This window comes from Paraburkholderia susongensis, from assembly GCF_900177725.1.
GTDB classification, from domain to species: domain Bacteria; phylum Pseudomonadota; class Gammaproteobacteria; order Burkholderiales; family Burkholderiaceae; genus Paraburkholderia; species Paraburkholderia susongensis.
The window spans coordinates 36,003-48,299 of record NZ_FXAT01000012.1 but is presented as its reverse complement, the minus strand read 5'-3'; the positions used below and the strand labels follow the sequence as shown (position 1 = coordinate 48,299).

Sequence of the window (12,297 nt, the reverse complement as noted above, 5' to 3'; positions counted from 1 at the left end):
CGCTGCTATAGGCGATTGGTCATTATTCAATTGTGCTGATCAAGCGGATTGGGACGGACGAGAATCAGGGCGCTAAGTGCAGCGCAAATATTCATGACGGCAATCACGGTGCCCATTGACGATGGTGTGCCGTCTGCGAATGAGGCGACCAGCGCAGATCCCAGAATTCCCGTGCCGTACTGCACCGCGCCGATCAATGCAGACACCGAACCCGCGATTTCCGGGAACAGGCTGAGCGCACCGGCAATCGAGTTCGCCACGATCATGCCAGTGGTCGAAACCATCACGAACAGCGGGACGGCCAGGCCGGCGACGCCGCCCCAGTCTCGCCAGGCGTTCAGCGCCAGCACCAGCCCTGCGATCGCGGCGACCAGCGTTGCTGCCTGCATCAGCCGGTCCCCGCTAAAGCGTGAAAGCAGGCGCGCATTTAGTTGGTTCACCAACATGATCCCTACGATACCGGCGCCGAAAAGGACGCCGTACAGCTCGGGAGATACATGGTGATAGTTCATGTAGGCGAACGGCGAGCCGGCAATATACGCGAACGTCGCACCATAAAAGCAGCCGCCGGCACCCGCGTAGCCGAGAAGCCGCTTATGGCCGACGAGACTGGCATATGTCGCCAACGCGCGCCAGAGAGGTTCGGAATTGCGGCGCGTTGGCGGCAGCGTCTCGGGTAACGTGCGCAGCAGCGCCAACGTGACAAGCCCTACGCCAACCAGTGTCCAGAATACCGCGCGCCACGAGGCTACGCGTACGATCAGGCCGCCGACGCTCGGTCCGATGAGTGGTGCGATCGCCATCACGGTCATCAGTGTCGACATCATCTGGGCGGCGCGGGCGCCGGTGTAGAGGTCGCGCACCATTGCTCTGGCAAGGACCACACTGGCGCATGCGCCGACTGCCTGAATTGCACGGAAACTCACCAGCATCGAAGCCGTCGATGCGAGTGCACAACCCGCGGAACCCGCGATAAACAGTAGCAGGCCGATGGCGATCGGCAGGCGGCGGCCCCGGCGGTCGCTGACTGGCCCCCAGAGTAGTTGCCCGAGGCTGAAGCCGATCAGATAACCGGAAATCGTCAATTCCACTGCTCCGGTGCTCGCATGAAGCGAGATGGCCATCTCCGGCATGGCGGGAAGGTAGAGGTCCGTCGATATCGACGCGAAGGCCATAAGCAGGCCAAGCACCGCCAGTACCCGCGGCGCGTGGTGGGTGGCACCCGTTTGATTGGGGCTTGCCGCTTCGTCGCGCGGGGCGGTCCACGAAGCATCCGGTGGCGAAGCCGGGGAATTGTTGGTGGACATGGCGCTGATTGATTGGATGTCGAGCGGTGTAATTGAGCAAGCGATCAGTTTCATTGACCAACGCCAATAAAATTAACCTGCGCGGGCCGTCCCGACTAGACGCTAAAATCAGCAAGCCCCCATGAACTGATCTCATCAATGCGACGCGACAACCACTACAGTGACCTGCTTGCCTTCATTGCCGTCGCGCGCGAGCGCAGCTTCACCCGTGCGGCAGCGCAACTCGGCGTATCGCAATCGGCGCTGAGTCATACCATTCGCGGCCTCGAGGGCAGGCTTGGATTTCGCCTCCTCACCCGGACCACACGCAGCGTGTCACCGACCGCGGCCGGCGAGCATCTGCTCAAGAACGTCGCGCCTCGCTTTGACGAGATCGAAGCCGAGTTGGCCGCGGTAGCCGAGGTCCGCGAGAAGCCTGCCGGAACCGTGCGCATCACCGCGACCGACTACGCCACCAGAACGATCCTTTGGCCGCGACTGGCGAACGTCTTGCGCGACTATCCGGAAGTCAGGGTGGAGATCGTCACCGACTACGGGCTCGCCGATATCGTCGCCGATCGTTACGACATCGGAGTGCGCCACGGTGATCAGGTTGCCAAGGACATGATCGCGGTTCGGATCGCTCCCGACATGCAAATGGCGATCGTGGGATCTCCCGGGTACCTTGCGCAGCGGACGTTGCCCAAAACGCCCCGCGACCTGACCGCCCATAACTGCATCAATCTGCGGTTGCCGACGCATGGCGGCTTTTATCCCTGGGAGCTCAAACGGGGGAGTCGTCAGACTGTGGTGCGGGTAGACGGACAGCTTGCCTTCAACGGGACTTACCAGATGCTGGATGCCGCCCTGTCGGGATACGGTCTGGCCTATGTGCCCGCGGATCTGGTCGAGTCGGACGTCGCAGCGGGGCGTCTGCGCTGGGTACTGAAAGACTGGTGCCCCACCTTCCCGGGATTGCACGCCTATTACGCCAGCCGCAGCGAGTCCTCACGGGCGCTGGCGATCGTGATCGAAGCAATCCGCTATCGGGACGAGCGGCCCAGGAGAAGCAGACATCGCTGAATTCTCCAGCATCGATTGATGAGTTGGCCTCATAGGCGTTTGCTGGTTTGAGATATTTATCGAAGTCTCGCGGTCTTTTATCATTCTTTCAACATGAGCACGGAGAATATGATGGACTATCGATACCTGGGCCGTAGCGCTCTCAAGATCTCGCCCCTGTGCCTCGGCGCGATGATGTTCGGCGGTGAAACAGACGAGGCAACGTCGCGGCGCATCGTCGACAAGGCGTTTGACCAGGGCGTGAACTTCCTGGATACCGCGGACGTTTACCACGCCGGCCGCTCTGAGGAGATCGTTGGCCGCGCGATCGCCGAACAGCGCGACAGCTGGGTCGTTGCGACGAAGTTCGGTTACCCGGCGTCGGCGACGGCACGACCGAACCAACAGGGCCAGTCGCGCAAATGGATCTTCCAGACCGTCGAAGCCAGTCTGAAGCGTCTGGGCACGGACTACATCGACCTCCTGTATTTCCATCGGGCGCTGGCCGACGCTCCACTCGAAGAAGGGGTGCGTGCGATCGGGGATCTGATCCGGCAGGGGAAGGTCCGCTATTTCGGTCTGTCGAACTTTCGCGGCTGGCGCATGGCGGAGGTCGTGCGTCTGGCCGACCAGATGGGAATCGACCGGCCCGTTGCCATCGAACCGGTCTACAACATGGTCGATCGGACCGCCGAGGTCGAACTGCTGCCGGCGGCAGCGCACTACGGTATGGGTGCCGTGCCGTTCAGTCCGCTCGCGCGCGGCGTGCTCACCGGCAAGTACGCACCGGACGGCGCGCCGCCTGCCGACTCGCGCGCGGGGCGTGGCGACAAGCGGATCCAGCAGACCGAATGGCGTCAGGAGTCACTGGCGATCGCGCAGAAGCTCGCCGCTTACGCAGCCGAGCGCGGGACGACGCCGATTGCCTTCGCGATTGCCTGGGTGCTCAGGAACAACATCGTGAGCTCGGCCATTGCAGGTCCGCGCACGGAAGCACATTGGGATAGCTATGTCGAGGCGCTGAGCCTGCAGCTTGGACCGGACGACGAGAAATTCGTCGACAGTCTGGTACCGCCGGGCCACGCTTCCACGCCGGGCTACACCGACCCGAACTACCCGGTCGAAGGCCGTCGGGTGATTGGCTGACCTGAAGTTCACACGCGTGTGCGGCAGCCGGCAACTGACGCCCGCACCCGTCTGGCGCGTCGACGGCGGGACACCGGGACACCCATAGCAATCAAGGATCTCATTCAATGGCTGAAACACAGACACTTTCTGCAAAGCAACGGGCGATTGCGCCGATTGCCGCATTCGCGGCTACGGGGGAGATGGCCCACCTCGACGGCGCGCTGAACCGCGGGCTGGATGCCGGGCTGAGCGTGAGCGATGCCAGGGAGATCCTCGTGCAGCTCTACGCGTATGCCGGTTTTCCCCGCAGCCTGAATGCGCTGGGTCAACTGATGAAGACGCTCGACGCGCGCCGGGCTCGCGGCATCGATGACCTGCCGGGCCGCGATCCCGCACAGGAGATCCCGACCGGCGACGCGTTGCTCGCAGCAGGCACGGCGAATCAGACGAAGCTTGCAGGTGGACCCGTAAAGGGGCCGCTGTTCGATTTCGCGCCGGCGATCGGCCAGTATCTGAAGACCCATCTGTTCGGCGACATATTCGAGCGCGATAACCTCGACTGGGCGAGCCGCGAGCTTGCAACTGTCGGGATACTTGCCGCGCTGGCCGGGGTCGAGTCGCAACTGCAGGCGCACATCCGGATCAGCCTGAATGTCGGGTTGAGTGCGTCACAGCTGCGTGAACTGGCTCAAGACCTGACCGACGCCGGTGATCCGGCGGCAGGTTCCCGTGCGCTGGCAGCGCTCGACAGGCAACTTGCCGCCAACTGAGAAGCGGCACTTCCACCCACCGGCGTGCGTCGCATCAGGTAGTCACATCGAGCAGGATGAAACATCTTGAATATTTCATTTGAAAATCGCGTTGCACTCGTGACGGGTGCGGCGTCCGGGTTGGGACTGGCGACTGCAAGGGCCTTCGCGGCGTCCGGCGCAGCCGTGGCGCTTGCGGACTGGAACGAGGACGCAGTACGTCATGCAGCGGACGCGCTGACGGCAGAAGGCTATCGGGCAATCGCGATCCGTTGCGACGTATCCGACGACGCTCAGGTTGAAGCCATGGTCGGGCATACGGTTGCGGCGTTCGGGCGTCTCGACGTCGCGTACAACAATGCCGGCGTACAGAACGTGCTTGCGGAGACGGCGGATTCTCCGCGTGACGATTACGACCGGATCATGGCGATCAATCTGCGAGGCGTGTGGAGCTGCATGAAGTTCGAGTTGCAGCAGATGCGCAAGCAGGGAAGCGGCGCGATCGTCAACTGCTCGTCGCTCGGCGGCCTCGTCGGCGGGGCTGAGCGGGGCACCTATCACGCAGCGAAGCATGGCGTGATCGGGCTCACGAAAAGCGCGGCGCTCGAATATGCCGCGCGCGGAATCAGGATCAACGCCGTCTGCCCCGGGCTGATCTGGACACCGATGGCGGACCAGATGGTGGAGGGTGGTCAGGGCGCGGCACTCGAGGCAATGACGGCAAGTATCCCGATGGGCCGTCATGGACGCCCGGAGGAAATTGCCGATGCCGTTCTGTGGTTGTGCAGCGGCGCGTCGAGCTATGTAACGGGGCAGTCGATATCGGTGGATGGCGGCTTCATCATGCGTTGACAGTTTGATGGTGTCCTTGATGAGGTCGCCTCGGTTCACCCCAAACTGCACCAATGGGATCAGGGCTCAAAAGCACGGCTCAAAAGCGCTCGCCCGCCAGCTCTTCGCTTCTGGCCCAGAGAGCCCTGGCGCGCTCCGGATCAACCGCGTAGGACCGGACACCAGGACTCATCGGACCGAGCGGTCCCTGAACGATCTCCGAGACATGGCAATCCTCACAGTATCGGCCTCCGACGTCTTCGGCACGTGCGGCGAACGCAGCCCAGACCGAGGTCGCGGCCCCCTGTGAGACGGTCTTGAACTGGAAGGGCGGGCGCCCCTCCGCGGCCAACTGGGCATTGATATGTTCGATGACCTTGTCGTACTCGTCGGATTTCATGTGACGGTCGAGTTCGGTCTTGATGACACCAGGGTGCACGGCCGTTGCACGCACGCCGCTAGCCCGATGCCGGCGATCGAACTCCACCGCGAACAGGATGTTCGCGGTCTTGGAACGGCCATACGCGACTCCAGGGTCGTACGGGGTACGCTCGAAATTCGGATCATCGAGATCGACATCCGAGGTGCGATGACCCGTCGACGCCAGAACCACCAGCCGCCCGCCAGGTGCAATCAACGAAGCAACGCGGTTCACGAAGACAAAATGCCCCAGGTGATTGGTGCCGAACTGTGTCTCGAAACCATCGGCGGTATGGCCGAATGACGTTCGCATCACGCCTGCATTCGCGATCACGGCATCGAAAGGCCGTCCGTCGGAATGGAGCCTGTCGGTGCCAGCGCGTACGCTCGCGAGCGAGGCGAGATCCAATGCCATCAGCGTCAAGCCGCCGCCGTTCAACGCCTGCGCTCGAATTCCAGCGGCCAGCCTTTCCGCTTTCGCGACATCGCGCGCGGTGCCGACCACCTGGGCTCCGTGAGCCACCAGCGCCCGGGCCGTCTCGACCCCAAGACCCGCCGACACGCCGGTCACCAGCACTCTCTTGCCGCTCAGATCGATGCCTGAGAGCACCTCGTCTGTCGAGGATGCCGCTCCAAATGAACTTGTCATAGCCATTTCCTTCACTTATGGATACGTGCCGAAAAACAGCACGTACTGCTTACGATCCGTGGCACGTTTTCATATCGTGCCGACAGCCTGGTTGAGTGAGCCGATCGTCAGTACGATCTTGCCCCGAACGTGCCCGGTACGACTCGCCGCCAGAGCCTGCGATGCCTGCCGCAGCGGATAAGTCTCGCTGAGCGCAACCTTGAGCGCGCCGCTGCCGAGCTGCCGCGCGATCTCGTTGAACGCCGCCGGATCCCGGTCGACACTCATGTCGACGAAGGACAGACGAACGTCGTGGCGTCTGGCCACGGCTTCGCACTCTGCCACGCTATCCGGCGGCCGCACGATAGAGGCCAATACGCCGCCCGCGCGGATCAGCGGGATCGATCGCGCCGTGACGTCGCCGCCTACCAGATCGATCACCGCATCGACGGGATCAACGACGTCTTCGAAACGTACCGCGCTGTAATCGACGACCTCGTTCGCGCCGAGCGAGCGAAGCCAATCGTGGTTACCTGCGGAACCGGTGGCGATGACATGCGCGCCGCGCTGTTTCGCGAACTGGATCGCAAACATTCCGGTGCCGCCCGCGCCACCCTGGATGAGAACACGTTGGCCGGCGCGCACGTTCCCATGAGTCGCACCGATCGTGGCCGCCCATGCTGTCTGCGCGGCAAGAGGAACCGCCGCAGCCATGTAGAGCGGCAGATTCCCGGGTGCGTGCTCCACAATGGCAGCAGGCACCGCCACATATTCCGCGTAGGTTCCGCACCGGGCGATCAAGGCCGCCCCGAAGACACGATCGCCGATGGCGAAACCTGTCACTCCCGAACCCACTTCACGGACCACACCGGCAAAATCCATCCCCGGAATGAACGGCATGGGAAGTTCGAGAAAGCCTCGGGCGTAGCCGGCGCCAAGCTGCCAGTCCGCCGGATTAACGCCCGCCGCGGCCAACTCTATGAGTACTTCGTCCTGTGCGGGCCGCGGCCGTTCGACCACATCGTCCTGGAGACATTCCGGACTCCCAAATTCGTGATAACGCATCGCATGCATTCAATACTCCGATCAGACAATTCAACACGACTTTCGGGCTTGATACGACAGCTCGATCAGGTGTTAGCATAGCGACGCTGGATCAGACGTTGAATGCTCAAGAATCTGGATTCTATGCGCGATAATCTTGCACATGACTTCCGAACCCCTCTCAGACATGCTCAGACTACTGGGTGTGCAATCGGATCTGACCGGAACGCTCATAGCCGGCGGCGCCTGGTCGATTGGCTATCCCAAGCCTGACCGGATCAAGTTCTGGGGCATCGTCAAAGGACGCTGCTGGGTCAGAATGGACAACGATGGCACGATCATCGAGCTCAAGGCCGGTGACGTGCTGGTGATCCTGCGGCCGGCTCCCATGACACTGGCTACGGACTTCAGCATCGCCAGCACCGGCGTCGGCGAGGTTCTCTCTCGCGCGCAACGACGTTTGCAGGATTGGGGACGGCGAAGATTTCATGTTGATCGGCGGCACGGTTACGCTGGATCCGCGCGGCCAGTCACTCCTCTTCGACGCATTGCCATCGACGATCCGCGTTGATGGCGGTACCGAGCAATCCAAACCGTTGCGATGGATTCTCGATCAATTGATCAAGGAGCGTGTCGATCGTCTGCCGGGAGCCGATGCTGCATCAACGCAACTCGTGCAGCTCATGTTCATCCATGTCCTGCGCGCCCATCTGCGGCAGAACGGTTCTATCGCCCCGGGCTGGCTGCGCCTCGCCGGCGACCGGCGTTTCGCTTCGGTTCTCGCCTTGATGCACGAACAGCCGGGCAAGGACTGGCGCCTCTCGGACCTTGCCAAAGCCGCAGGTATGTCGCGCGCGACCTTCGCCCTTCATTTCAAGGCAGTGGCCGGAATCGGTCCGCTTGGATATCTGACTGAATGGCGCATGAGGCTCGCGGAGCGCGCGCTGAGTCAGGGCGGCGTGCCGATTGCGAGGCTGGCGGAATCGCTTGGCTATGCGAGCGAAAGCGCGTTTAGTCACGCGTTCAAGCGGGTCACCGGCCGCGCGCCCAAATGGGTGCGCGGCAATAGAGTGATTGATGCCATGCCGACCTGATGACGGATTACGCGAGACACGCCACGAAAGACATCCGTTCTGTTTTTTTGGGGTGGGCAATTCGGCCGAAGCGATGAAGCGTTCGAATGCCACTAAGGCGCGCGATTGAGATCGTGCCTGTTTCTGAAGCCTGCGCCGGATGGCAGACGTGGTTGCAGACGTGATTGCCGTCGGGATGGCGTACGGCCACGATGCGGCTTACCGGCGCTCAGCATGTTCCGTTGCTTCGAGCACGCACGGCTCAGAACAGGCCGAAATCGTCGTTGCTGTCCGGAATGGCGTCGAGCAGGTTTTCCAAGGCGCGCCAGCCGATCAGTCTGGAGAGCGCCGCTACCACTAGCAGCCAGCGGCCGGCGCTTTGGCTCCCGGGTGTTTGCGGCGCGGGTTGTGTCTGCGCAGTTCGCTGACGCTGTGACATTCGACAAACCGCAGGTTGCCGCGCGTCGCGCCCGTTGAATGTGCGCAGCAAAGGGCAGGGTTGCATGTCGTTTCTCCTGTCTTGAGTTTGCTGGGCGTCGTCCTCGCCGCTCAACGTGCCGCCGTCTTCGCGCCGGCCATGTGCGGCAGCAGCGCTGCCAGTACCTGCCTTAACGTCGTCGCGCCGAAGCGCCGTTCGCCGACGTTCGCCTCGACGTCGATGCGGCCCGCGTTGTGCGCGTCGTACAGATCGACGATCAATCGCGCATGCTGTTCGCCGAGCCCGGCGCGGCCCAGCATGGCGTGCCATTCATCGCGCGGGATGGCGCGGGCGGCAACCGGCCGCCCCGTCAGTTCTTCGAGCGTGCGTGCCACCTCGAGTGGGCTCACGCGCTTGTCCCCCTCGATGCTGACGACATGCGGCGCCGCCCGCGAAGGCGCTGCGTCGAGCAGCAATCCGGCGGCGAGTTCGCCGACGTCCTGCGCGGCGACGGTCGGAAACAGCTTGTCGAGCGGATGATGCAGACTCGGCAGCACGCCGTGCTCGAGCGCGGCCGGCAGCACGCGCGCCCAGTTATGCATGTGCTCGGCGGCGCGCAGGAACGTCAGCGACGAATCGACGGTGCGCAACTGCGTTTCGAGGTAGTGGAACAGCGTCGTGATGCCCGTGCCGTGAGCGTGTTCGGCGCCGTAGTCGGAGAGCGCCAGCACTCGCGGCGGCGCGGCGGCACGCAATGCGGTGACGCTCGCATCGATCATGCGCCGCATCGCGGCCGCCGGATCGTCGTGCACGCGCGGCACCGGGCACAGCAACTGCACCGCATGCGCGCCGTTGATCGCGCGCGCGACTGAATCCGCATCGTTCAGATCGGCGAGCGCGATTTCGCACCCGATTGCCGCGAGCGATTCGCCTTGCGCCGGGTCGCGGACCACTGCGCGCACCTCGCGTCCCGCGCGCCGCAACGCGGCCGCACTCGCTCGTCCCACGTTGCCCGCTGCTCCAAAAATGACGTACACGTTGCACTCCTCTGGGGATCGGTATGGCGTCATGTTAGGGACGAGGCGCAGCCGAGGCGCGCAGGCATGGATGGCGTTGCGCAGATCCGGATGATTTTTTTGAAGTGATGTGGCGTGAAGTGACGCGGCGACCGTCGGGCAAGCTGCGTCGAGGGCATCGTTGGAGACCGCGGCGGCATCGGCGGTACGGAATCCCGTAGCTTCAGCGAAATGGTGAAAAACGCCGCACAATGCACGGATATTGCCGCCATCGAGGAGAGAAGCGATGAACGACGTCACCCCCGCCGTCACGTCGGCCGTCACACCGGCGGCCTCGGCGCTTGCGCCGCACAGCGGCTCGCGCATCGCCGTGCGCTCGAGCCGCACGCTCGGCTGGCAGGGCTTCGGCGCGGAACTGGTGAACGTGTCGGCCGGTTTGCACAGAATGCCGGCGTTCAGGCATCACCGGGTGGGTGTGCATGTCGGTGCACCGGTCACGGCGCGCTGTCTTTGCGATGCGCACCCTCACACGCGGATTCAGGCGCATGGCGACGCCGATGTGATTCCCGCCGGACTCGAAGGGCAATGGAACGATGATGCCGCCTGCACGATTTTCAGTGTCTGGTTCGCCGACGAATTCGCGCGGCGGACCGTCGAGCAACTGTCGCTCAAACCGGCCGATGCGCAACTGCGCCCGCGCTTCCAGATGCGCGATGCGCGCTTTCAGCACCTCGCGTGGGCGCTGCGCGCGGAACTCGAAGCGGACGACGCGTCCGATCCGCTCTACGCGGAAAGTCTGTGCACGGCGATGGTGGTGCGTCTGGTCGGCGGCATGCCGGCGCCCGACAACCGGCGGCGCACGCTCGCGCCGCGCACGGCCGCGCGCGTGATCGAGTTCATCGACGCGCATCTCGACCAGCGTCTGACGCTGACCGAGCTTGCCGCGCAAGCGCAACTGAGCGTGCCGCATTTCAAGGCGCTGTTTCGCGAAACGCTCGGCGTGCCCGTGCATCAGTACGTGGTGCAGCGCAGGGTCGAGCGCGCGCGAACGATGCTCCTGCACGGGCGGCTCAGCGCGAGCCAGATCGCGCTGGACACGGGCTTTGCGCATCAGAGCCACATGGCTCACTGGATGGGGCGCCTGCTCGGCGTCACGCCGCGCGAACTGCGTGGTGTTGCGAGCGACCCGGCGAGCGACCCGGCGAGCGACCCGGCGAGCGACCTGGCGACGACGTGGGAGACCCGCGAAGCAGGGCGTTAATCGATCACGTCAATCACCCCGGCGCAACTCCGGTCAACTGCGCATAGACATCGTGCGCGAGCTGCAACAGCTCCTTGCGGTCTATCCCGCCCGACACCGCATAGCCAAAATCGCCGTCGACCCAGTAGAACACGTTGACGGGCCCCGCCTGGTACAGCTTGAACGCCGTCGTGTTCGCGTTCTCGCGGCGACGGGAAATGCACAGCGTAACGCGCTCGCCGTTCGGTCCGCTATACATGAACTGCGCGGTCGGTCCATCGGCGCCCGGCAGCAGACGGCCGCCCGAGAGGCTGAAGCCGCTCTTCGACAGCATCGGCGGATGCACGCTCGTGCCGAGCCGGTTGGCGAGCCACTGCACGAAATCCTGCTCGTGATCGGCGCTCATGTCGCTCGGCCGCACGACTGACGGCATGTAGACCACGTGCGCGACCGCTGCCTGCCGCGCGAAGCCTTCGGCGCTGTCCGCGCTGACGGCACGCGTGTTCACGTGATCGAGCGCGACCGGCGCAATCAGATCGCCGCTCTTGTGCATCCCGATGCCGACACCCAGCACGAGCGCCGCCGCCATGCCCGCGAACTGCGCGGCGAAGCGCGGCCAGTTCGCGGCCATGCGCGAGCGGCGCGGCGCGTTCATCTGCAGACGCTTCGGCACCGGCTCGCTGAGCACGCGGTCGTAGCGCTCATGGAACAGGTTGTTGAGGGAAAAATAATCGCTGACGCGCGTGGCCAGCTCCGCGTTCTGTTCGAGCGCGCGCTCCACCTCGGCACGGCGTTCGTCGGACAGCGTGCCGTCCACGTACGCGTGCAGATCTTCTTCGCCGATCGGCATTTGCGGCTCGCTCATCGCACCACCTGTAATTTCGCACCGGGCTGGGTGCCCGCCATCAACGCGCGAAGCCGTTCGCGTCCGCGCGACAGGCGCGACATGACCGTCCCGATCGGAATGTTCAGCGCAAGCGCGACATCGGCGTAGCTCATTTCCTCGAGACCGACCAGCAGCACCACTTCGCGTTGCTCGACCGGCAGACGCTGCAACGCGTAATCGAGGTCGCGCATTTCGAGCGAGCGGATCTGCGCCGACGGCACGGACAGCTCGCTCTCGGCGATGCTTTCGTCGTCGACCGCGACATGGACCGCGCGCGCCGACGCCTTGCGCGCCTGGTTCGCGAACACGTTGTGCATGATCGTGAAGAGCCACGCGCGCAGATCGGTGCCCGGCTGGAACAGGCCGGTGCGCGCGAGCGCGCGTTCGAGCGTGTCCTGCACGAGGTCGTCGGCAAGCTCGCGATTGTTGATGAGCGCCCGCGCATAGCGCCGCAGGCGCGGCGCGTGCTCCATCAGCTCGTCACGGACATCCATGTTGCATCCCGGTCGTGGGGCT

13 protein-coding genes and 1 pseudogene are annotated in these 12,297 nt (G+C 64.0%); 7 read left to right on the top strand and 7 right to left on the bottom strand.

What is annotated here, in order from left to right; translation table 11 throughout:
* Nucleotides 1-26: 26 nt before the first annotated feature.
* Nucleotides 27-1,307 (bottom strand): multidrug effflux MFS transporter, encoded by a 1,281-nt coding sequence (locus tag B9Z01_RS27140; protein WP_085488781.1) that lies wholly within the window; start codon nucleotides 1,305-1,307, stop codon nucleotides 27-29.
* A gap of 138 nt (nucleotides 1,308-1,445) precedes the next feature.
* Here B9Z01_RS27140 and B9Z01_RS27135 point away from each other — a divergent pair, with 138 nt between their 5' ends.
* The 4 genes from B9Z01_RS27135 (at nucleotide 1,446) to B9Z01_RS27120 (ending at nucleotide 5,077) form a co-directional block, all read left to right on the top strand.
* A complete protein-coding gene (locus B9Z01_RS27135; protein WP_085488643.1) occupies nucleotides 1,446-2,369 on the top strand; it encodes a LysR family transcriptional regulator in 924 nt (307 codons plus the stop codon).
* A gap of 111 nt (nucleotides 2,370-2,480) precedes the next feature.
* A complete protein-coding gene (locus B9Z01_RS27130) occupies nucleotides 2,481-3,494 on the top strand; it encodes an aldo/keto reductase (RefSeq protein WP_085488642.1) in 1,014 nt (337 codons plus the stop codon).
* A 107-nt stretch (nucleotides 3,495-3,601) separates the two neighbouring features.
* Complete coding sequence (locus B9Z01_RS27125) at nucleotides 3,602-4,246, top strand: carboxymuconolactone decarboxylase family protein (RefSeq protein WP_085488641.1); 645 nt, start codon at nucleotides 3,602-3,604, stop codon at nucleotides 4,244-4,246.
* Nucleotides 4,247-4,312: 66 nt separating this feature from the next.
* Nucleotides 4,313-5,077: an SDR family NAD(P)-dependent oxidoreductase gene (locus tag B9Z01_RS27120; protein ID WP_085488640.1), complete on the top strand. Its 765-nt coding sequence runs from the start codon at nucleotides 4,313-4,315 to the stop codon at nucleotides 5,075-5,077.
* Nucleotides 5,078-5,156: 79 nt separating this feature from the next.
* Here the strand turns inward: B9Z01_RS27120 and B9Z01_RS27115 are convergent, their stop codons facing one another.
* Both B9Z01_RS27115 and B9Z01_RS27110 read right to left on the bottom strand, forming a co-directional pair.
* Nucleotides 5,157-6,125, bottom strand: a complete 969-nt coding sequence (locus B9Z01_RS27115) for an SDR family NAD(P)-dependent oxidoreductase (RefSeq protein WP_085488639.1) — start codon at nucleotides 6,123-6,125, stop codon at nucleotides 5,157-5,159.
* A gap of 69 nt (nucleotides 6,126-6,194) precedes the next feature.
* Nucleotides 6,195-7,178 carry an NADP-dependent oxidoreductase gene (locus tag B9Z01_RS27110; RefSeq protein ID WP_085488638.1) on the bottom strand — a complete coding sequence of 328 codons (984 nt, stop codon included), beginning with the start codon at nucleotides 7,176-7,178 and terminating at the stop codon, nucleotides 6,195-6,197.
* A 133-nt stretch (nucleotides 7,179-7,311) separates the two neighbouring features.
* Here B9Z01_RS27110 and B9Z01_RS35930 point away from each other — a divergent pair.
* A pseudogene (locus B9Z01_RS35930) lies at nucleotides 7,312-7,801 on the top strand (cupin domain-containing protein); the annotation flags it as partial.
* A gap of 30 nt (nucleotides 7,802-7,831) precedes the next feature.
* Complete coding sequence (locus B9Z01_RS36700; RefSeq protein WP_338047429.1) at nucleotides 7,832-8,242, top strand: helix-turn-helix transcriptional regulator; 411 nt, start codon at nucleotides 7,832-7,834, stop codon at nucleotides 8,240-8,242.
* 241 nt (nucleotides 8,243-8,483) lie between these two features.
* On the opposite strand, the gene B9Z01_RS27100 is transcribed toward B9Z01_RS36700, so the two are convergent.
* Together B9Z01_RS27100 and B9Z01_RS27095 are read right to left on the bottom strand one after the other, a co-directional pair.
* The gene (locus tag B9Z01_RS27100; RefSeq protein WP_085488637.1) at nucleotides 8,484-8,774 is read right to left on the bottom strand and encodes a hypothetical protein; all 291 of its coding nucleotides are present in this window, start codon (nucleotides 8,772-8,774) and stop codon (nucleotides 8,484-8,486) included.
* Entirely contained in the window at nucleotides 8,771-9,676 is a 906-nt protein-coding gene (locus tag B9Z01_RS27095) for an NmrA family NAD(P)-binding protein (protein ID WP_085488636.1), read from the bottom strand. The genes B9Z01_RS27100 and B9Z01_RS27095 overlap by 4 nt, the downstream gene beginning before the upstream one ends.
* A gap of 265 nt (nucleotides 9,677-9,941) precedes the next feature.
* Between B9Z01_RS27095 and B9Z01_RS27090 the strand changes: the two genes are divergently transcribed.
* A complete protein-coding gene (locus B9Z01_RS27090) occupies nucleotides 9,942-10,916 on the top strand; it encodes an AraC family transcriptional regulator (protein WP_085488635.1) in 975 nt (324 codons plus the stop codon).
* 13 nt (nucleotides 10,917-10,929) lie between these two features.
* Here B9Z01_RS27090 and B9Z01_RS27085 read toward each other — a convergent pair whose 3' ends face one another.
* Together B9Z01_RS27085 and B9Z01_RS27080 are read right to left on the bottom strand one after the other, a co-directional pair.
* Nucleotides 10,930-11,760: an anti-sigma factor family protein gene (locus B9Z01_RS27085; protein WP_085488634.1), complete on the bottom strand. Its 831-nt coding sequence runs from the start codon at nucleotides 11,758-11,760 to the stop codon at nucleotides 10,930-10,932.
* Nucleotides 11,757-12,275, bottom strand: coding sequence for an RNA polymerase sigma factor (locus B9Z01_RS27080; protein WP_085488633.1), 519 nt, complete (start codon nucleotides 12,273-12,275; stop codon nucleotides 11,757-11,759). The genes B9Z01_RS27085 and B9Z01_RS27080 overlap by 4 nt, the downstream gene beginning before the upstream one ends.
* Nucleotides 12,276-12,297 lie beyond the last annotated feature (22 nt).